Annotated in this window: 22 protein-coding genes; 9 read left to right on the forward strand and 13 right to left on the reverse strand. The window is 49.9% G+C overall.

All coding sequences use genetic code 11. The features are described from left to right. Nucleotides 1–122 precede the first annotated feature (122 nt). The 3 genes from SU32_RS03990 to SU32_RS04000 are packed head-to-tail and all read left to right on the forward strand — an operon-like array spanning nt 123 to nt 2,298. Nucleotides 123–1,598 carry a leucyl aminopeptidase gene (locus tag SU32_RS03990; protein ID WP_053998077.1) on the forward strand — a complete coding sequence of 492 codons (1,476 nt, stop codon included), beginning with the start codon at nt 123–125 and terminating at the stop codon, nt 1,596–1,598. 14 nt (nt 1,599–1,612) lie between these two features. Continuing rightward, on the forward strand, nt 1,613–2,065 hold the full coding sequence (locus tag SU32_RS03995) for a DNA polymerase III subunit chi (RefSeq protein WP_053998043.1): 453 nt from the start codon (nt 1,613–1,615) through the stop codon (nt 2,063–2,065). Further along, the gene (locus tag SU32_RS04000) at nt 2,047–2,298 is read left to right on the forward strand and encodes a hypothetical protein (protein WP_053998044.1); all 252 of its coding nucleotides are present in this window, start codon (nt 2,047–2,049) and stop codon (nt 2,296–2,298) included. Before SU32_RS03995 ends, SU32_RS04000 begins: the two co-directional genes overlap by 19 nt. On the opposite strand, the gene SU32_RS04005 is transcribed toward SU32_RS04000, so the two are convergent. Next, nucleotides 2,295–4,193 carry an ABC-F family ATP-binding cassette domain-containing protein gene (locus tag SU32_RS04005; RefSeq protein WP_053998045.1) on the reverse strand — a complete coding sequence of 633 codons (1,899 nt, stop codon included), beginning with the start codon at nt 4,191–4,193 and terminating at the stop codon, nt 2,295–2,297. The genes SU32_RS04000 and SU32_RS04005 overlap by 4 nt on opposite strands. A gap of 87 nt (nt 4,194–4,280) precedes the next feature. Here SU32_RS04005 and SU32_RS04010 point away from each other — a divergent pair, with 87 nt between their 5' ends. The 3 genes from SU32_RS04010 to trhA all read left to right on the forward strand — a co-directional run bounded on the left by SU32_RS04010 (nt 4,281) and on the right by trhA (nt 6,376). Then, nucleotides 4,281–4,973 carry a glutathione S-transferase family protein gene (locus tag SU32_RS04010; RefSeq protein WP_053998046.1) on the forward strand — a complete coding sequence of 231 codons (693 nt, stop codon included), beginning with the start codon at nt 4,281–4,283 and terminating at the stop codon, nt 4,971–4,973. Nucleotides 4,974–5,066: 93 nt separating this feature from the next. Then, a complete protein-coding gene (ndk, locus tag SU32_RS04015) occupies nt 5,067–5,489 on the forward strand; it encodes a nucleoside-diphosphate kinase (protein WP_053998078.1) in 423 nt (140 codons plus the stop codon). Nucleotides 5,490–5,701: 212 nt separating this feature from the next. Next, nucleotides 5,702–6,376, forward strand: coding sequence for a PAQR family membrane homeostasis protein TrhA (gene trhA, locus SU32_RS04020; RefSeq protein ID WP_053998047.1), 675 nt, complete (start codon nt 5,702–5,704; stop codon nt 6,374–6,376). Nucleotides 6,377–6,385: 9 nt separating this feature from the next. Here the strand turns inward: trhA and SU32_RS04025 are convergent, their stop codons facing one another. The 6 genes from SU32_RS04025 to SU32_RS04050 all read right to left on the reverse strand — a co-directional run bounded on the left by SU32_RS04025 (nt 6,386) and on the right by SU32_RS04050 (nt 11,611). Next, entirely contained in the window at nt 6,386–6,844 is a 459-nt protein-coding gene (locus tag SU32_RS04025) for a molybdenum cofactor biosynthesis protein MoaE (RefSeq protein ID WP_053998048.1), read from the reverse strand. 4 nt (nt 6,845–6,848) lie between these two features. After that, a complete protein-coding gene (gene moaD, locus SU32_RS04030; protein WP_053998049.1) occupies nt 6,849–7,103 on the reverse strand; it encodes a molybdopterin converting factor subunit 1 in 255 nt (84 codons plus the stop codon). Continuing rightward, nucleotides 7,100–7,714, reverse strand: coding sequence for a CDP-diacylglycerol--glycerol-3-phosphate 3-phosphatidyltransferase (gene pgsA / locus SU32_RS04035; RefSeq protein ID WP_053998050.1), 615 nt, complete (start codon nt 7,712–7,714; stop codon nt 7,100–7,102). The genes moaD and pgsA overlap by 4 nt, the downstream gene beginning before the upstream one ends. 70 nt (nt 7,715–7,784) lie before the next feature. Then, nucleotides 7,785–9,764, reverse strand: a complete 1,980-nt coding sequence (gene uvrC, locus SU32_RS04040; RefSeq protein ID WP_211097672.1) for an excinuclease ABC subunit UvrC — start codon at nt 9,762–9,764, stop codon at nt 7,785–7,787. A 119-nt stretch (nt 9,765–9,883) separates the two neighbouring features. Continuing rightward, a complete protein-coding gene (locus SU32_RS04045; RefSeq protein WP_053998052.1) occupies nt 9,884–10,642 on the reverse strand; it encodes an SDR family oxidoreductase in 759 nt (252 codons plus the stop codon). Between the two features lie 18 nt (nt 10,643–10,660). Continuing rightward, nucleotides 10,661–11,611, reverse strand: a complete 951-nt coding sequence (locus SU32_RS04050) for a calcium/sodium antiporter (RefSeq protein WP_053998053.1) — start codon at nt 11,609–11,611, stop codon at nt 10,661–10,663. A 258-nt stretch (nt 11,612–11,869) separates the two neighbouring features. On the opposite strand from SU32_RS04050, the gene SU32_RS04055 reads away from it, so the two are divergent. After that, nucleotides 11,870–12,520 carry an outer membrane protein gene (locus SU32_RS04055; protein ID WP_053998054.1) on the forward strand — a complete coding sequence of 217 codons (651 nt, stop codon included), beginning with the start codon at nt 11,870–11,872 and terminating at the stop codon, nt 12,518–12,520. A gap of 52 nt (nt 12,521–12,572) precedes the next feature. Here SU32_RS04055 and SU32_RS04060 read toward each other — a convergent pair whose 3' ends face one another. From SU32_RS04060 to purM, 6 genes are all read right to left on the reverse strand, one after another. Further along, complete coding sequence (locus tag SU32_RS04060) at nt 12,573–13,175, reverse strand: glutathione S-transferase family protein (RefSeq protein WP_053998055.1); 603 nt, start codon at nt 13,173–13,175, stop codon at nt 12,573–12,575. 8 nt (nt 13,176–13,183) lie between these two features. Then, nucleotides 13,184–13,867: a ribonuclease T2 family protein gene (locus SU32_RS04065; RefSeq protein WP_053998056.1), complete on the reverse strand. Its 684-nt coding sequence runs from the start codon at nt 13,865–13,867 to the stop codon at nt 13,184–13,186. Nucleotides 13,868–13,872: 5 nt separating this feature from the next. Continuing rightward, nucleotides 13,873–14,313, reverse strand: a complete 441-nt coding sequence (locus tag SU32_RS04070) for a hypothetical protein (protein WP_053998057.1) — start codon at nt 14,311–14,313, stop codon at nt 13,873–13,875. 69 nt (nt 14,314–14,382) lie between these two features. Then, complete coding sequence (locus SU32_RS04075) at nt 14,383–15,243, reverse strand: 23S rRNA (adenine(2030)-N(6))-methyltransferase RlmJ (protein WP_053998058.1); 861 nt, start codon at nt 15,241–15,243, stop codon at nt 14,383–14,385. Next, complete coding sequence (gene purN / locus SU32_RS04080) at nt 15,240–15,827, reverse strand: phosphoribosylglycinamide formyltransferase (RefSeq protein ID WP_245625487.1); 588 nt, start codon at nt 15,825–15,827, stop codon at nt 15,240–15,242. The genes SU32_RS04075 and purN overlap by 4 nt, the downstream gene beginning before the upstream one ends. After that, the gene (gene purM / locus SU32_RS04085; protein WP_053998059.1) at nt 15,820–16,893 is read right to left on the reverse strand and encodes a phosphoribosylformylglycinamidine cyclo-ligase; all 1,074 of its coding nucleotides are present in this window, start codon (nt 16,891–16,893) and stop codon (nt 15,820–15,822) included. The genes purN and purM overlap by 8 nt, the downstream gene beginning before the upstream one ends. Nucleotides 16,894–17,071: 178 nt before the next feature. Between purM and SU32_RS04090 the strand changes: the two genes are divergently transcribed. Beyond that, nucleotides 17,072–17,629 (forward strand): CDP-alcohol phosphatidyltransferase family protein, encoded by a 558-nt coding sequence (locus SU32_RS04090; RefSeq protein WP_053998060.1) that lies wholly within the window; start codon nt 17,072–17,074, stop codon nt 17,627–17,629. After that, entirely contained in the window at nt 17,629–18,783 is a 1,155-nt protein-coding gene (locus SU32_RS04095) for an AI-2E family transporter (RefSeq protein WP_053998061.1), read from the forward strand. The genes SU32_RS04090 and SU32_RS04095 overlap by 1 nt, the downstream gene beginning before the upstream one ends. The last annotated feature ends 74 nt before the right edge of the window (nt 18,784–18,857 follow it).

The following is an 18,857-nucleotide window of genomic DNA, read 5'->3' on the forward strand; positions in this document are numbered from 1 at the left end:
CTTAGGCAATTTTAATGGTTAACAACTAATTTAGCGCTGATTTGTCTTGTCAAAGCTGGTTTGTGCTACCAAATCAATGCAGATTGCTCTCTCTAATTAATTTTATAACAAAAGGTTTGTTCATGTCCGTTGTGCCGCAAATATCATTCGCGAAACTGTCCACACCGAAAAAAGGCGCACTGCTGCTTGTTCAAGCTGCTTTAAGCGAGGCGTCATCGCTTAAAAACGATGCCGATCCGGGCAATGTGTTAGCAAAAGCCGCGACATCAGCGAAATTTACCGGAAAAAAGAAATCAACGCTTGATGTACTCGCGCCGTCCGAAGCTTTTGTATCACGCATTGTCGTAATCGGTGCAGGTGAATTGGACAAACTGTCAGCGGAGGACTGGATGTCGCTCGGCGGTAAAGCGCGCTCAATGCTTGCCAGCGAAGAGAATGTTACGGTTCAATTGCCCGGCTCAGGAGCGCAGGCGGCTGCTTTCGCGCACGGCTATATGCTGCGCGCTTATGAGTTTGACCTGTATAAAACCAAGAAAAAAGACGATGAGGATGAAAAACCTTCTTCACAGTCTGTTTCTATTTGTCTTGAAGATCCTGCTGCCGCCAAAAAGCAGTGGGAGAGTGAAGAAGCCGTTGCACAGGGTACAATTTTCGCCCGCGATCTCGTCAATGAACCGGCGAACATATTGTTTCCGGAAGAATTTGCAAAGCGCGCATCAGCGTTGAAAAAGCTTGGCGTCGAGATCGACATCCTGACTGAAAAAGAGATGAAGAAGCTCAAAATGGGTGCGCTTCTGGGCGTGGCGCAAGGATCACGCAATGACCCGCGTCTGGTTGTTATGAAATGGAACGGCGGTAAGTCAAAAGACAAGCCTATCGCATTTGTCGGTAAGGGCGTGACTTTCGACACCGGCGGCATTTCCATTAAACCGGCAGGCGGCATGGAAGACATGAAAGGCGATATGGGCGGCGCTGCGGCTGTCACCGGCCTTATGCACGCTCTTGCCGCTCGTAAAGCCAAGGCAAATGTGATTGGCATTATCGGTCTCGTTGAAAACATGCTTGATGGCAACGCCCAACGCCCCGGCGATATTGTAACGTCCATGTCGGGCCAGACGATTGAGGTCATCAATACGGATGCGGAAGGTCGCTTGGTATTGTGTGACGCGCTGCACTACTGCAACACGAAATATGAACCGCAATTCATGATCAATCTGGCCACACTGACAGGCGCGGTTCTGGTCGCGCTGGGGCAGGAGCATGCCGGACTGTTTTCCAATAATGATGAATTGGCCGAGAACATTTTCAATGCCGGTAAAGTGTCGGGCGAGAAAGTTTGGCGACTGCCGCTTGGACCAGCTTACGACAAAATGATCGACAGCAAATTTGCTGACATGAAAAACACCGGCGGCCGTTTTGCCGGTTCGATCACAGCGGCGCAATTCTTGCAGCGCTATGTCGGTGAAACACCGTGGGCGCATATCGATATTGCGGGCACAGCGATGTCTTCGCCTAAGTCGGACATCAACACATCATGGGCATCGGGCTTTGGCGTGCGCTTGCTCAACCAGATGGTCGCCGACTCGTATGAAGACTGAACTCGGTAAATAATGTGACTGATATTGTCTTTTACCATTTGACGGAAACATCGCTTGACGAGGCTCTGCCGGTTCTCGTCGAGCGTTCGCTCGGCCGTCAGTGGAAGGTGACAATTCAAACGCATAGCGATGATGTGCGTGATCGCCTTGATGCCAGATTGTGGGAATATAAAGCAGAAGATTTTCTCCCGCATGGAAAGGATGGCGATCCGTTCGAAGCGGACCATCCCGTTTTTCTAACCTCGACCGACTTGAATCAAAATGGCAGCCATATACGCTTTGTTGTTGATAATGCGGCACTTCCGGATGGTTTGAACAGCTATGAACGTGTTGCAATCATGTTCGATGGCAATGACGAAAGCGCCGTCAGTCAAGCGCGTAACAATTGGAAAAACCTGAAGGCCGATGGCCATTCATTGACCTATTGGAAGCAGAATATGGAAGGCAAATGGGAGCGGGCGGCCTGATGTTTTCCGGTTTTGATGACTATATCGAAATAGCATTCGCACTGATTGCACTTGTTGTCGTCATTTACTTTTTCACGCGCAAGCGCAGCAAAAAGAGCATTGGCAATGCACCCACAGGTACAGGCGGTCGTGCGTCACGTATTGGCAGACGCCAGGAGGAACCTGCCAATACAGACACGAAGAAAAAGACAGTGCAGAAATGGGGACGTGGTTCAGAGGATGAAACCCCTTAATCCTCCATCAAATTCGTTCCGGTTGCTTCTTCATATTGTGTACACAGATCAAACCACTCTGCTTCCCAATCGGCGATTTGTTTTTCGGTTCTGCCGCGCTTGATCGTCAAATCGGACACTTTTGCCGTATCATCCAGAACAGCCTGCGTACCAAGACTTTCATCAATCGCCTGAATCTCTTTATTGGCTTTTGCCATTAAGCTTTCGATTTGATTGATCTTTTTCTTGACCGGAGCCATCTTTTGACGCGCCTGCGCCGCTAACTTTCGGCGTTCTTTACCCGACAAGCCATCGCCTTTTTTGCCATCATCATCGGCAGATTTTTTGGACGGACCTTTAAGAATGAGTGTGCGGTATTCATCCATGTCGCCTTCATAGGGCTTCACAGTGCCTTCACCGACGATCCACAAGCGCTCGGCCGTTGCTTCTAGCAAATGCCGGTCGTGACTGATCAGCATCACGGCACCGGAATAACCGTTTAGCGCCTCAATCAATGCCGCGCGGCTATCAATGTCCAAATGGTTGGTCGGTTCGTCAAGGATAAGCAAATGCGGCTTGTCCAGCGTGGCCAAACCAAGGGTCAACCGCGCGCGCTCACCGCCGGAAAGCTGGGCCGCTTTTGTGTCCATCTTGTCGGTGCCAAGCCCCATCGCTGCAACACGTGCGCGAACACGACTTTCAGGTTCATCGGGCAGGGCGGCACGCAAATGCTCATAGGCCGTCCAGTCCGCGTGTAAGTCATCCATCTGGTGCTGGGCAAACATCGCAACGCGCAATTTGTCAGCGCGCACAATATTGCCTTCCTGCACTTTCAGCCGGTCCGATAATAATTTGGCGAATGTCGATTTGCCATTGCCGTTTGCACCTAAAAGCGCAATGCGGTCATCGGCATCAATCCGCAGGTTAAGATGGGTTAGAATAGGCTTGTCCGGCTCATAGCCGACACGGGCAGAATCCATCGTTACGATGGGAGAAGCGGCCTCTTTTTCCGGTGATGGAAAAACGATAGGCTTAACGCTTTCATCGACCATGATTGAAATATCGCTCATCTTTTCGAGCGCTTTCAAACGGCTCTGCGCCTGTTTGGCTTTAGAAGCCTTTGCGCGGAAGCGTTCGACAAAAGCTTCCATGTGCTTTTTCTTGGCGTCCTGCTTTTCCTTGGCTTTGATCTGCTGCGATATGCGCTCTGCCCGTGTGCGCGCAAAACTGTCGTAATTGCCGCGGTAAAAAGTGAGCTTCTTATGCTCCAGATGCAGAATAGACGTTGCCGCCGAATTTAACAGATCTCTGTCATGGCTGATAATAAAAACCGTATGCGGATATTTCTGAATATAGTTTTCCAGCCACAATGTGCCTTCAAGATCGAGATAGTTTGTCGGCTCGTCAAGCAGCAGATAGTCCGGCTCGAGAAATAGCACCGCAGCCAGAGCAACGCGCATCCGCCAACCGCCCGAAAACGAAGAGCAGGGTCGTTGTTGTGCCTCGGCATCAAAGCCAAGCCCGTGTAGAATAGCGCCGGCACGTGCTTCGGCCGAATGCGCGTCAATATCCGCAAGGCGGATATGAATCTCGGAAATTCTATTCGGGTCTGTTGCTGTTTCGGCCTCTTCCAGCAAAGCGGTGCGCTCTGTATCGGCGGCCAGCACTGTTTCAAGCAATGTGGCATCCGTGCCAGGCGCTTCCTGAGCCACCTGACCAAGTCGCAAACCCTGTTGTAGCGAAATCTCTCCGCTTTCAGGCGAGAGCGAACCGTTGATAAGCTTGAACAGGGTCGTTTTTCCGGTGCCGTTGCGTCCTACAAGGCCGCATTTGGAGCCCGTCGGGATTGTCGCTGTGGCATCCTCAAACAAAGGACGGCCCATCATTCTGAATGTAAGGTTGTTTATCTGTAACATGGCTGCTGTTTGGCGCGGATTGGCTTGTTTATCAAGACAGAAAAGCGTTATGCAACAAGCCGGATTATTAGATGAGGAAAACGGGTCATGACAATCAAGCTTTACGAGCTATGCGGTGCTGATAATAAAATGGTTTTCAGTCCACATTGTTGGAAGATTCGCATGGCGCTGGCCCATAAAGGGCTAAGCTATGAAACAGAATCTGTCGGCTTTTCCAAGGTCGCGACGATTGAAGGGGGGGAAGGCCGCCGTGTGCCGGTTTTGCGCGATGGCGATGAGATTATCGAGGACAGCTACAAGATTGCGCTGCACCTTGAGGAGAAATATCCCGATAGCCCCAGCCTGTTTAACGGTGAGGGCGGCAAAGCCATGACACATTTCGTCACGGCGTGGAGCCAGAGCCAGCTTCACCCCGTTGTCGCGCGGCTGGTGCTGATCCAGATCTATCAATCACTCAACGATGAAGACAAAGATCATTTCCGCACAACGCGCGAAAAAACGTTCGGTATGACGCTGGAAGATTTCGGTGCAACGCGCGGTGCGTCGTCAACTGATTTGCATAAAGTGCTCACGCCAATTGAAGCTATGCTGGCAGATCAACCTTTTATCGGCGGGCAGTCACCGCTTTACGCTGATTATGTTGTCTTTGGTGCTTTGCAGTGGCTGCGTATCTTCAAAGGCCAGTCGCTGTTGAAAAAAGACAGTAAAGCAGAAGCTTGGATGAATACATTGCTGGATATGTATGACGGAGAAGGGCGAAATGCAGTCATGGCTGCATAGTCTATGCACGCGACAAGATAGGCCTTGGCTTTCATGGCTTAGACCGCTATAGACCGCGCAAATCTCTTCATAAAGAAAACAGGAATGTCAAAAATGGCAATCGAACGTACATTTTCCATGATCAAGCCGGACGCAACAAAGCGCAACTTGACTGGTGCAATCACAAAAGTATTTGAAGAAAACGGCCTGCGTGTTGTTGCTTCCAAGCGCGTGTGGATGAGCCAGAAACAGGCTGAGACTTTCTACGCTGTTCATAAAGAACGTCCGTTCTTTGGTGAACTGGTTGAATTCATGTGTTCAGCGCCAACAGTTGTTCAGGTTCTTGAAGGCGAAAACGCAATTGCGAAAAACCGCGAAGTTATGGGCGCAACAAACCCAGCTGAAGCCGCTGAAGGCACAATCCGCAAAATGTTTGCTGAATCAATCGGCGAAAACTCTGTACACGGTTCAGACGCTGCTGAAACGGCTGCAGAAGAAATTGCATTCTGGTTTGGCGGCAACGAAATCGTCGGCTAAGTAAGCAATTTCAGGAAAAGTGGATACCGGTTTTCCGTTAAAAATTGCGACAATGCTTTAAACACATTTTTGCTATAAAGAATGGCTAAGTTATGCGAACCGGGCAGAGCAATCTGTCCGGTTTACTATTTTTTCGTATATCGCTGTTATGATCAATTTGAAGAAAATTCAATCTATCACGAGGGTGATCATAGTAGTGTAAAGAGTAAAGCATGGCGACCATAAGTAAGGCGAAAGCCGCCGCATCTCATTTGAGTTTTGTCTACCCCGATTATTCGTTTGGCGAACGTTTAGCAGATGGTTTGGTCCATATTGCCGGTATAACACTATCAATTGCCGCTTTTATTTTTCTTCTCAGTCAGCCATCCTTAGACATTAAATATCTAAGCGCTGTGCAGGTTTACGCTGCGTGTGCCATCAGTCTGTTTTGTGTTTCAGCCGCCTATCACATGGTCCCGCGCCCCGAATTGCGTTCGCTTTTACGGCGCTTCGACCAAGCCGCGATTTACTTCAAAATTGCCGGCACCTTTACGCCGATGGTGTTCATCGTGAATACCGATTTTGCCTATTACCTTTTGACGGCGATCTGGCTGGTGGCGACAAGCGGCGCGTTGATTAAGCTGGTTGCAGGCGAACGCTTGGATAAGCACACGATTATTATCTATCTCGCACTGGGCTGGAGTTCGACACTACTTTTATGGCCGTTGTTTGATGCGCTTGCAGCGCGCAGCGTGTGGTTGGTTATTGTCGGTGGATTGCTCTACACAATTGGTATTTATTTTAACCAGTCCAACACGATCAAATATTCCAATGCGATTTGGCATGGTTTTGTGCTGTCGGCAGCCACCTGCCATTTTGTGGCAATTGCTGACGGTGTGCTGGCTTAGGCAGTATCTTTACCAGCGCTTTAAATCATCAGTATCGGCTTGTTTTGCTTCAACCCAGCCGCCATCCTTGCTGTCTGCCAAATGCTCTTTTTTCCAAAATGGCGCTTCGGATTTAAGATAATCCATCAGGTAGTCTGCAGCTTCAAATGCCGCCCGCCGGTGGTTTGAAGCTGTCACGACAAGCACGATATTTGCGCCGGGTTCAATTTTGCCGAAACGGTGAATGATGGTGAGGCCGGTGAGCGGCCATCGCTTTAATGCTTGTTTTGCAATCAGGTTTAGCTGGGCTTCAGCCATCGCCGGATAGTGTTCCAGCTCCAGCGCTTCAAGCTTGCCGCCTTCATCGCGGCAAAGCCCTGTAAAACTAACAACGGCGCCAATATCTTTGCGGCCTCGTGTTAATTTATCGACTTCTCTTTGAAGGTCAAAATCATCCTGCTGCACAGATATGTGAGGCGTGACCGTCAATTGTTCACCCGCCGGTCATAGGAGGAAAAAGGGCGATTTCATCGGCACTGCCAATTTTCTCGCTGTGATGAATATGCTCCTGATTAACCGCAATGCGGATTTGATCGGAATATTCCAGCGCGTGTTCAAAGTTTTCGCCGCGTGTTTTCATCCAGTTGATAAAATCTGCGCCGGTTTGAATGTCATCCGGCAATTCAACCGTCTCTTCGGAAAAGCCGATACGTTCACGCACCCACGCAAAATAAACAAGTTTCGTCATGCTGCACCATCTTCTGGATCTTCAATAACGTGGCGCATACCAGCACGAAAATAATCCCAGCCGGTATAAATGGTTATCAGTGCCGCTATCCATAAAAGCGCAAGACCGGCCTGACTCGTGTAGGGGATGATCTTATCGCCAGCTTCGCCTGCAAGCAGAAAGCCGATCGCAATCATCTGAATTGTGGTTTTCCATTTTGCGACCTTGGAAACAGGTACGCTGACTTTTAAACCGGCCAAATATTCGCGTAGTCCTGAAACCAATATTTCGCGGCAAAGAATAATGACCGCGGCCCAGAGCGACCAGCCGGCAATCGAGCCTTCCGCCGCCAGCAATAAAAGCACGACAGATACTAGCAGCTTATCCGCGATCGGGTCGAGCATACGGCCGATATTGGAAATTTGCTGCCATTTTCGCGCCAGATAACCATCCAGAAAATCGGTGACACTTGCCAAAACAAAAATCAGCAAGGCAATCCATCGTGCCAAATCACTGGAGGCCAATCGCCCTTCGGTAAAGAAGCAGACCACAATCATAGGCACTGCCAGAATGCGCGCATAAGTCAGCACGTTGGGCAGTGAAAAAATCAATGATTTTTGAGCGTTTGACATGGCTTCTGCTATTCTCTGTGGAATTCCTAATCAACACCGCAATGTGTTCCGGTCAAGCAATTATACCGATTTATTGGCCACCATCATTAAAATGATCGTGAATAAGCTTTGCCATAGCCTCTGATATGCCGTCGACCTTGGCAAGGTCGGAAAGCGGCGCACGTGCAACCGCCTTTGCTGTGCCGAAGTGATGAAGCAGGGCGCGTTTGCGTGATGGGCCGATACCGGCAATTTCATCCAACGGATTGCGCACCATTGCCTTCTTGCGCTTTGCGCGATGTGTGCCAATGGCGAAGCGGTGCGCTTCGTCCCGCAACCGCTGTGTGAAATATAAAACCGGATCGCGCGGCGGCAGGCTGAAATCTGTTTTTCCCGGCATAAAGAACCGTTCACGGCCTGCATCGCGGTCCGGCCCCTTCGCCACGCCCACAAGCTCGATCACTTCGTCAATGCCAAGCTTTTTGACAATGTCGCGGACAGCATTGAGTTGGCCAAGGCCACCGTCAATCAGCAGAAGGTCGGGCCATGCCGGCAGTGTATCGCCGTTTTCAGCTTCATCTACAGTGTCTTCGGCAGAACGATCGGGAATACCATGTTCTTTGATCAGACGCGCAAAGCGGCGTTCCATCACTTCCTGCATCATGCCAAAGTCATCGCCGGGCGTTATCTCCGTCGATTTGATGTTGAACTTCCGGTATTGGTTTTTCACAAAACCTTCCGGTCCTGCGACGATCATGGCGCCGACGGCATTGGTGCCCATAATATGGGAGTTATCAAACACCTCGATACGGCGCGGCACGCGCTTAAGATCAAATGTTTCTGCAAGTCCTTTGAGCAGCCTTGCCTGACTGGATGTTTCAGCCAAACGTCGTCCAAGTGCTTCTTTTGCGTTCGCAAGCGCGTGGGTGACAAGATCCCGCTTTTCGCCGCGCTGCGGTGTGTTGATTGTCACTTTGCGTTCAGCGCGCAGCGTGAAAGCCTGCTCGAACAGTTCAGGATTTTCAATCTCGTGCGAGAGGAGGATCAGGCGCGGGCACGGTTTGTCATCGTAAAATTGTGACAGAAACGCTCCCAATACTTCGGCAGGTTCAAGCGTTGCATCCGCTTTTGGAAAGTAAGACCGGTTGCCCCAGTTCTGTCCGGTTCTGAAAAAGAAAACCTGAATACAGCTTGTGCCGCCTTCCTGATGAATGGCGAAAACGTCGGCTTCTTCAACACCTTGCGGGTTTATGCCCTGATGGCTCTGGATCGCCGTGAGCGCTGATATCCGGTCGCGATAAAGAGCCGCGCGCTCAAAATCCAGATCATCGGACGCATCTTGCATCGTCTGGGCCATCGCTGTTTGGACTGCACGGCTTTTGCCGGAAAGGAAATCATCGGCTTCCTTGACCAGTTGTGCATAGTTTTCGGGTGAAATTTCTCCGGTGCACGGGCCGGAGCACCGCTTAATTTGATAGAGCAGGCACGGGCGGGTGCGTGTTTCATAAACACTGTCGGTGCAGGTGCGTAATAGGAACGCCCGCTGTAGTGCGTTGATCGTGCGGCCCACAGCACCGGCAGAGGCGAACGGCCCGTAATATTTGCCCTTTTTCGAACGTGCACCGCGATGTTTGAAAAGCCCCGGCGCCTCATGATCTCCTGTAACCAGAATATAGGGGAAGGATTTGTCATCGCGCAAAAGAACGTTAAACTTCGGGCGAAGGCGTTTAATCAGATTGGCTTCAAGCAGCAGCGCTTCAGTTTCACTGCGCGTGGTTACGAACTCCATTGAAGCTGTTTCGCGGATCATCCGCGCGATGCGATTCGTATGACCGCCATGACGGCCATAATTTGTAACGCGGTTTTTAAGCGATTTGGCTTTGCCGACATACAGCACATCGCCATTGGCATTAAACATGCGATAAACGCCCGGCTTGTTGGGAAGGCGTTTCACATAAGCATTGATTAGGTCCGGGCCGGACAGATCATGGGTGATCGTCTCATCATGCTCCCACTTTACATCCGTAAGCGCTGGGGCCGAGATATCGACCTCATCAGTGTTGCTGTCCATATTGGTATTATCAGGAATCATAATTGTAATATGGGCTTGTTCTATGGGCGGCTTCAAGCGGTATGCGATATTCGATCGCTAATATTAGCGGTTCGGGCAATCGCTACTGACAAATATGGTTATTCGTTGGCGCGTGTGTCGGGCGTGCGCCAGGCAAGATGTTGCCCGCCATCAAGGGCAAGCATTTGTCCGGTGATTGATTTTGTCTGCCACAAATAGCGGATGGTGGAACCGAATTCGGATAATTCGGGTCCATTTTCCAGAATAAGCGTTGCTTGCTGCTTCTCAAAATCCTCGTCAGATTGGCGCTCGTTCTTTAATGTCGGTCCGGGGCCGATCGCATTAACGCGAATATTCGGGCCAAGCGCCTGTGCCATGGTTTGCGTTGCTGTCCACAGTGCTGATTTCGAGAGAGTGTAGGTGAAAAATTTAGGGTTTAGACGCCAGACCCGCTGATCGATCATATTGACGATCATGCCTTCCTTGTCACCCAAATGATGCGCCAGACTACTGCTTAAAAATGCCGGTGCTTTGACATGCACGTTAAAATGGGTGTCCCATAGATCTTCATCAAGATTGCCAATCTCATCAGCTTCAAACACTGAAGCATTGTTGATGAGTATTTCAACGCTGCCGGCCTTTTTGACAGCTTGGTCGATCAGGGATTTGGTTTCATCTGTTTTGCTCAAATCAGCCTGAACAGCAAAAGCTCGCCCACCGTTCCCGTTTATTTCTTCACAAAGTGACAGGGCCGCATCAAGCGAGGAGTTGGCGTGAACAATCACGCCATATCCATTGGCTGCAAGGTCAAGCGCCATGGCGCGCCCAACACGATGGGCACCGCCGGTAATCAATGCATTGATTGGTTTGGTCTCCAAAGAACGCCTCCGTTAAATTCAGAATACGGAGATGATATAGGCCAGATAGGCAACAAGCATAGCGCCGCCGAGTATTTTTCCTGTCGTGACACGGGCAAAGCAAATAGCCGCCAAAACGATTGACGAAGCCAGCATGACCCACATGTCATAGGCAATCATTGTCTCGGCAACAGGCACATTAATAATGAGGCCGGTAATACCCATAATGGCAGCAATGTTGAATATGTTGGAGCCGATAATATTGCCAAGCGCGACATCGCCATTTTTGCGCCATGCGGCCATAAAGGAAGTGGCAAGTTCGGGCAATGATGTGCCGATTGCAACGATCGTCAGTCCAATCGCCGCATCTGAAACGCCAAAATAGCGCGCGATACCCGATGCGCCATCGACAGTAAAATGCGCTGCGACAGGTAAGAGAACAAGACCGCCAATCAGATAGATCGCGATTTTAGATGCCTGTGTCGGCGCTTCGCCCACATCATCATGATAGTCGGAAGGCAACTCGGTATCGCCTTCGGTTTTTGAACGGGCGCGCACGATTTGTGCGGCAATGTAAAGTACCAAACCGGCAAACAGAATAGCGGCTTCCAGTCGGGACAGCATGCCGTCGGTGATCATCCACATAAACGCCAATGTGAATACCAGCAAAATGGCAACATTGCGCGAAAGACCGCGCTGGTTGGCGTGAATTGCTGTGATAAGTGCGGGAAGTCCCATGACAAGCAAGACATTGGCGATGTTGGAGCCAACTATGTTGCCGACAGCGATATCGGGAATACCGGAAAGTGCTGAATCAAGCGATATAACGAGTTCTGGAGCGGAGGTGCCAAATGCTACAATAGTCAGACCAATGATGAGCGGGGGAATGTCAAATTTCTCTGCAAGGCCGACTGCGCCTTTTACGAGATAATCTCCGGCAAAAACGAGCAAAACAAGTCCGCCTACCAGCATTCCGATATTGAGTAACATTTAAGAGGGGCCTCCAATAGAATAAGGCCATTATATAAGTTGCCGACAGCCATATAAAAAGGGCTAGCGCATTGATTTTATTTGCCGCTGTCAAAAAACTGTTGCTCAAATGAAACACAGGTCTGTGCCTTATTTCAGTCACTGCATTTCCACATTTTTGAAAATGAAATGCCGCATTCTGGGTGCAGAACGCTTCTTACGGGTGAGGGGGTGTCCAAGAATTTTTCGAGGGCACAATTAACACCGATAGGAGAAGTTATGCGTACTAATATTTTAAAAGCAGGTGCTGCAGTCGCAGCTTTGTTGGTCGCAGCACCAGCCATTGCCGCTGATGCGGTTGAAGCGCCACCTGAACCACCAGTATCTGACGTTGTCGATTATGCGCCAGCAAGCACATGGTCCGGCATCTATGGCGGTGCCTCACTGGGTTACACATGGGGCGAGTTTGACTCATCTGCCGGTGATGTTGATGCCGATGGTATCAGCGGTCTTGGTTTTGTTGGTGTAAACCAGCAATCCGGTAACATCGTTTATGGTGTTGAAGGCGATCTTGGCTATTCAGACGCTAAAGAAAATATCGGCGGCGCGGAAGCAAAGCAGGGTCTTTTCGGTTCTGCACGGGCACGTTTAGGTTATGCATTTGACCCGTTCATGCTTTACGGTACAGCCGGTGTTGCAGCAACACAGGCTAAAGTGTCTGACGCAGTTGGCGAAGATAAAAACACTCACCTCGGCTGGACTGTTGGTGTCGGTGGTGAAGCGCTTGTTACTGAAAACGTCTTCACACGCGTTGAATACCGTTATTCCGATTACGGTGCGAAAGACTATAATACCGGTGCCGGTGGCACAGCCATTTCTTCAGGCTTTTCCGATCACAGCGTTCGCGCTGGTATCGGTCTGAAGTTCTAAGACTGTCTATTAAAAAAGATGCCGCCGACATGATGTCGGCGGCATTTTTGATTCAGGCCTGTGCCTTGTTTAGATCAAAAGCCGGATATGCTTCTTTAAAGCGGGTTTCGAACCGGCGTAATTTTGACCGGCCCCGGCGCCAATTTAAATCCGGAAAGCGCAAATCCATATAGCTTATGGCTGCAGCAACCGCGAACTGCCCGCCGTTCAGCTTGCCACGTACCGGCGTAATATTGGCCTCAAGCCAATCTAGAGCGCGCTCCACTTTTCGTGCCTGCAAATCCAGCCATTCCTGATGGACTTTTTCTTCTGGCCGCATCCGCTTTTCATAAACTTGGGCGAGCAGGCAATCACACAAACCATCAGCGGCCGCCTCAAGGCGCTCTGCCGCGCGGCGCTTTTCGCCGTTACGGGGAAAAAGAACTTTGCCGGACATGCGGTCGATTTCCTGCATGATCGCGCGGCTGTCGAACAGAGAAAAACCGTCATCAAGTATGAGTGTGGGAATTTTACCCAGCGGGTTTGCGCCGATTAGATCATCCGGTTCGTCGCTCGTGGTGACTTTACGCGCTTCGATGCCGACATTTGTGTAATCTGCGGCCATGCGCACTTTCGCGCTATAGGGGGAGGCGGGCGAATATAATATTACTGGCATGGTGTTTCCTATTTAAGTGGCGCAACAGCCATGGAACGGCTGCGGCAGTAATTTCTGTCAACTTCGGGACAGGAACGGAACGACGCAAGGTCTTTTGTCAGGCAAATACGCACATCGCGCAAATAATTGCGCTTGCAGGTGGCTGCAATGCCGTCATTCGGGATACCGGAATTTTCAGCCTGAAACAGTTTTTCAACTGAGATCGGCGTGATCGTTTTTGTTTCTGTCAGGCCGGAAAAACTTGGCGGTAAATTGATTTTGTTATAGGCGGCGCGTGTGACGTCAAAATATTCTTCAGGGGTAAGCCCGCTACAGGTGCCGTGCTTGCGCCATTGATGATAAATCAATCCATAACTTGGCATAATGTCGATCATTGAGCCTGCCAAGCGGTTGTCAATCTTCTCGCCGTCGCCACAATATTCCGGATAACCCCTTTCAAACTGCGGCCACAGCCCATGAACGACAAAGGCATATCGTTTATCGGGTCCGCATTGACGTTCATCCGCATCGCCGCCCTCTGAAACACAATATCCCGGAGACCAGGAAAGAGACAGAACGTAAAAATCAAACCCTTCACCCAAAGGGATAGAGTCTGATGTTATGTCGGGATTATTCGTTTGATCTTCTGCCGAACAGCCGGCAACGAAACCGGCCAATAGCACTGCGGCTATACAAAAGATCAGTCTGCTCATGGACTTTAACGCAGAACGTTACACTGCGCGCCATAGACATTCCAGCGATCGAGTCCGGAAATGCAAAATTCAACATTTTTGCCAATACCGGCAAAACCCGCACCATATTCCAACAAATACCAGACCGAGCGACTTTGCCCGTCACTCATATAAGCCTGACCTTTGCAATAGCGCCGCGCAAAAGGGCTTTTGCCTTCAGGTTCAAATCGGGTCTCATAGGTATTGTTCAGGTCTGAAATTTGAAGGTCTGGATTGTGGTGGACCTCACGCGCCTGAATTTGAAATCGCGATGCAATCGTGTTCAGTACTTTTGTGTCACTGCAGTCACCGCTTTGTGTTTCCAGATAAACCATATCAGCGGCAGCGGCGGGGCTTGTCATGATCGGAGCATTGATCGCGGCAACGCTCAAAAATACTGCTGCAAACTTCATTACGTTCGACTTCATGATTCTCTCCCGCTTTGCGCTGTCATTGATGATGTAGCGCAAGCACAATATTACGCCAAGCATTTTACCTTATTTTTGCTCGCCAACCAGTTCGTAAATCGAGTGCGACCCGCTGCCGGGCACAATTTCGAACAGTTTTACCAGCCATGGCAATAGAACCTTTAGTTCTTTTTCCAACACATAGGGCGGGTTGACGATGACCATGCCGGTGCCGATAAATTTGTCTTGCGGGCCGGGACGGTCAATCATCAGGCGGACATCGAGCGTTTGACCAAGTTTCATGCCCGAAAGGACTTTTGAAAAGCTGGCGACCATTCTTAAATCTTTAATGGGGTACCAAAGCATATAGGTGCCTTTGGAAAAGCGCTTTTGAGCTTCATACAATGCACGCAAAATTGCATTGAACTCATCGCGGTCTTCAAAAGGCGGATCAACCAGAACAACGCCGCGCTTTTCATTGGGCGGCAACTGCGCCTTCATGGCCTGCCATGCATCAAGATGATGGGTTTTGGTGTTTTTGGCCCAATTGAAGTTTTCCGTCAGCGCCGCAAAATCTTCCGGATGAAGCTCCACGAGCGAAAGGCGGTCGGACCGGCGGATCAACGATTGCGCGACCATTGGCGAACCTGGATAATATTGAAGCTTGCCCTCATTCATTTCATTCAACAGTTTTGTGAATGGCTCGCAAAGTTCACGCACTTCTTTAGGGGCGTCGGGCAGGGCATCCATAAATCGTTCAATGCCCGTTTCTGCCTCTTTTGTTTTTTGTGCTTCCACACTCTTTAGATCGTAGCGCCCGATACCGGCATGGGTGTCCATGACAAAAAACGGCGTATCCTTGCGCATGAAATAAGTCAGCACGCGCGCCAGCGTGATGTGTTTGACAACATCGGCAAAATTACCGGCATGATAGGCGTGGCGGTAGTTCATGGCTTTTGTCTTTCTAAGACATCGCGCAGCGCTTTGGCATAGAGTTGATGTTCCTGCTCTAGAACGCGCGCAGTTAAAGACGCTTCTGTATCATCACTTAATACCGGCACTTTGGCTTGTGCAATCACCGGACCTTCATCCATGCCCGCTGTCACGTAATGAACGGTACAGCCATGTTCGCTGTCTCCAGCCTCAATTGCCCGCTGGTGCGTATTAAGCCCCTTATATTTAGGCAAAAGACTCGGATGAATATTGATAATTTTATTGGTCCATTTGTCGATAAAATTTGCGCTTAACAGCCGCATAAAACCCGCAAGGCAGATAATATCAGCATTCCATTGGACAAGTTGGTCATGGATTGCAGCTTCATGCTCGGCTTTAGAGGTAAAATCAGAGCGTTCAAATGAAGTCGTGGCGATATTCATATCTGACGCGATAGCAAGGCCTGCCGCGTCCTTTTTATCGGCAAGGACACCAACGACTTCGGCTGGAAAATCAGGCGCGGCAATCGCTTTGGCCAGCGCGATCATATTCGAGCCGCGACCAGAGATCAGTATGGCGATTTTCGTGTTTTTATCACCCAAGATCAAGCGTGCCTTTATAAATGACAGCGTCACCATCACGCGCACTCAAGGTGCCGAGGCGGCTGACTTTCTCACCTTTACGTGTCAAAATATCGCTGACAGCATCTGCCTTGTCCGGCGACACAATGACGATCATGCCGACACCGCAGTTAAATGTGCGCAGCATTTCGGTTGCATTGACCCCGCCTGCTTTTGAAAGCCAGCGAAACACGGGAAGCGCTTCCAAGGTATTGAGCTCGATTGTTGCGGCAAGACTTTCAGGCAAAACGCGCGGAATATTCTCTGTAAAGCCGCCGCCGGTGATGTGTGCCATTGCTTTAACCGCACCGGTTTCGCGTATGGCAGCCAGCAAAGACTTTACGTAAATTTTCGTCGGCTCGAGCAGTTCTTCGCCAATAGATTTTGATCCGAAAGGCGCAGAGTCCTCGAATGTCAGCCCGTTTGTCTCAATGATTTTACGCACCAGTGAAAAGCCGTTGGAGTGAACGCCGCTGGAGGCAAGTCCCAGAATTACATCGCCTTCCTTGATATCGTTCGAAGGCAACATTGAGCCGCGCTCTGCCGCGCCGACCGCAAAACCGGCCAGATCATAATCGCCATCGCGGTACATACCGGGCATTTCTGCGGTTTCGCCGCCTATCAGAGCGCATCCGGCCTGTTTGCAGCCTTCGGCGATACCTCGAACAATGTCCGTGCCTTCTTCAACGCTTAATTTGCCGGTTGCAAAATAGTCGAGAAAGAACAGCGGTTCAGCGCCCTGAACAACAAGATCGTTCACGCACATGGCCACCAGATCAATCCCGACAGTATCGTGCTTGTTGGCATCGATCGCAATTTTAAGCTTGGTCCCGACACCATCATTGGCTGCCACCAGAATGGGGTCTTTAAAGCCCGCCGCTTTTAAATCGAACAGACCGCCAAATCCGCCGATTTCCGTATCGGAACCGGGCCGGCTTGTTGCGCGTACGATAGGCTTTATGGCATCGACAAGAGCGTTTCCGGCATCAATGTCGACGCCCGCATCGGCATAACTCAACCCGTTTGAACTCTTTGCATCTTCTGACATTGACTTTGTCTCGTTTGCTACTTTGGTTTTAGCGCTCTATGGCACGGCTGATCATGATGTTCCAATGCTCTTGTGCCCCAATCACAGAAAAATAGGACATTATTGGCCCTCAATGAACAGCCTTGCTTGGTTTCAAGGTGAATTGAACCTAGATAGAAGTAAAACAGGAAACTGCGCGATGGGAAAAAACACCTATACTCTGCCCAATCTCATCACCGTGGCCCGTTTGTTTACAGTGCCGCTCATCATATATTTGATTGTTCTGGGCCACTGGAATGCGGCATTTATCGTGTTTTTGCTGGCAGGCATCTCGGATGCGGTCGACGGTATCATAGCCCGCCGATACGGACTTGTCAGCGAAGTAGGGGCTTATCTGGACCCTATATCCGACAAGGTGCTTCTTACGGCAGTCTTCATTGCGCTTGGCTATTATGAGATTGTCCCGATCTGGTTTGTCTTTTTGGTTGTTGCGCGCGATGTTTTAATCATTGGCGCTGTCGTTCTTTCCGCAATCATGGGCGCTGATCTTGATATAAAGCCATTGTTGATTTCCAAAGCAAATACCCTTGTGCAGATAGGCCTTGCGGCCTATTTGATGGCGATGAAGGCAGGCTATTTTTCCGCACCGTTTCTGGGAAACGTGATGGTCTATATGGTCGCTGCATTGACCCTGGCATCCACAGCGGCTTATTGCATGGTGTGGTTCCGGCATATGGCGGAGTATGAGGATAAGTAATGGGTGAACATCTAACAACAAAAACTCTGCGCCGTCAGGCCTTGTTCTGGCTGGGTGCAATTGTTGTTTTCGGCATTTTTCTCTTTATCTTCAGAAGCGTCTTATTGCCCTTCTTAGCAGGCTTCGTTCTTGCATATTTTCTTGATCCGGTTGCTGATTATCTTGAGCGCAAGGGGATGTCGCGGGTGTGGGCAACGGTCACAATATTGTTGGTGTTCCTAATTGTTTTCCTGCTTGCCTTGGCCATCATTGTGCCGGTTTTGGCATCGCAAGCAATTGATTTCGCAGGAAATTTACCAAGTTACCTAACGCGCCTGCGCGAGGTCATCTCCAGCGCGAAAATTGATATATCCTGGCTCAATACGTTTTTCGGTATTGATACATCAGCGCTCAATTTTGGTTTTGATATGCAAAAGATCACCGATAGCTTTGACAGCTATCTGGAAGAAGGCTTTGGCGTCGTCAAAACTGTTGTTCAGGGCATATGGAATTCCGGTCAGGCTGCAATGAGCATTGTCAGCCTGCTGGTTGTTGCGCCAGTTGTGGCATTTTACATGCTGCTTGATTGGGACAAGATGATCGCCAAAATCGATGGCTGGATTCCGCGTGATCACGTTTCGACCGTTCGTGTGATTGCACGCGATATGAATGAGGCTGTAGCAGGTTTTATTCGCGGGCAGGGAACTGTGAGCCTTATCCTCGGTATTTTTTACGCGATTTCGCTTACAATCGCCGGCTTGAACTTTGGGCTGCTCATCGGTTTGCTAACGGGCGTGTTGAGCTTCATTCCCTATGTGGGTTCCGCAATTGGGCTTATCCTGTCTATCGGTGTGGCGCTTGTTCAGTTCTGGCCGGACTATATTCAGATCGGCATCATTGCCGCGATCTTTTTTGCCGGTCAGTTTTTTGAAGGTAACTTTCTGCAACCTAAAATGGTCGGCGACAGCGTGGGTCTGCATCCGGTATGGTTGATGTTTGCACTATTTGCGTTTGGCTCATTGTTCGGATTTACAGGCATGTTAATTGCCGTACCGGCGGCTGCAGCGGTTGGCGTTTTGGTGCGTTTTGCACTTTCTGCTTATCTGAACAGCGATCTTTACCGAACTGAAAACACTTCCGGTGCTATAGAAACCAAGGCCGAAACAGAAGAATAGTTTTTTAAGGTTTGGCTAGAGCATGTCAGGAAAAGTGGGAATAGGTTTTCCGCCCGGACATGCGGCAAATCAAA

The sequence above is a fragment of the Ahrensia marina genome, assembly GCF_001293565.1.
Lineage (GTDB): Bacteria > Pseudomonadota > Alphaproteobacteria > Rhizobiales > Rhizobiaceae > Ahrensia > Ahrensia marina.

Coding starts and splice junctions, on each gene's coding strand:
- SU32_RS03990 (WP_053998077.1), top strand. CDS start 123: ATGTCCGTTGTGCCGCAAATATCATTCGCGAAACTGTCCACACCGAAA.
- SU32_RS04000 (WP_053998044.1), top strand. CDS start 2,047: ATGGGAGCGGGCGGCCTGATGTTTTCCGGTTTTGATGACTATATCGAA.
- SU32_RS04005 (WP_053998045.1), bottom strand. CDS start 4,193: ATGTTACAGATAAACAACCTTACATTCAGAATGATGGGCCGTCCTTTG.
- SU32_RS04010 (WP_053998046.1), top strand. CDS start 4,281: ATGACAATCAAGCTTTACGAGCTATGCGGTGCTGATAATAAAATGGTT.
- ndk (WP_053998078.1), top strand. CDS start 5,067: ATGGCAATCGAACGTACATTTTCCATGATCAAGCCGGACGCAACAAAG.
- trhA (WP_053998047.1), top strand. CDS start 5,702: ATGGCGACCATAAGTAAGGCGAAAGCCGCCGCATCTCATTTGAGTTTT.
- moaD (WP_053998049.1), bottom strand. CDS start 7,103: ATGACGAAACTTGTTTATTTTGCGTGGGTGCGTGAACGTATCGGCTTT.
- pgsA (WP_053998050.1), bottom strand. CDS start 7,714: ATGTCAAACGCTCAAAAATCATTGATTTTTTCACTGCCCAACGTGCTG.
- uvrC (WP_211097672.1), bottom strand. CDS start 9,764: ATGGACAGCAACACTGATGAGGTCGATATCTCGGCCCCAGCGCTTACG.
- SU32_RS04050 (WP_053998053.1), bottom strand. CDS start 11,611: ATGTTACTCAATATCGGAATGCTGGTAGGCGGACTTGTTTTGCTCGTT.
- SU32_RS04055 (WP_053998054.1), top strand. CDS start 11,870: ATGCGTACTAATATTTTAAAAGCAGGTGCTGCAGTCGCAGCTTTGTTG.
- SU32_RS04060 (WP_053998055.1), bottom strand. CDS start 13,175: ATGCCAGTAATATTATATTCGCCCGCCTCCCCCTATAGCGCGAAAGTG.
- SU32_RS04065 (WP_053998056.1), bottom strand. CDS start 13,867: ATGAGCAGACTGATCTTTTGTATAGCCGCAGTGCTATTGGCCGGTTTC.
- SU32_RS04070 (WP_053998057.1), bottom strand. CDS start 14,313: ATGAAGTCGAACGTAATGAAGTTTGCAGCAGTATTTTTGAGCGTTGCC.
- SU32_RS04075 (WP_053998058.1), bottom strand. CDS start 15,243: ATGAACTACCGCCACGCCTATCATGCCGGTAATTTTGCCGATGTTGTC.
- purM (WP_053998059.1), bottom strand. CDS start 16,893: ATGTCAGAAGATGCAAAGAGTTCAAACGGGTTGAGTTATGCCGATGCG.
- SU32_RS04090 (WP_053998060.1), top strand. CDS start 17,072: ATGGGAAAAAACACCTATACTCTGCCCAATCTCATCACCGTGGCCCGT.
- SU32_RS04095 (WP_053998061.1), top strand. CDS start 17,629: ATGGGTGAACATCTAACAACAAAAACTCTGCGCCGTCAGGCCTTGTTC.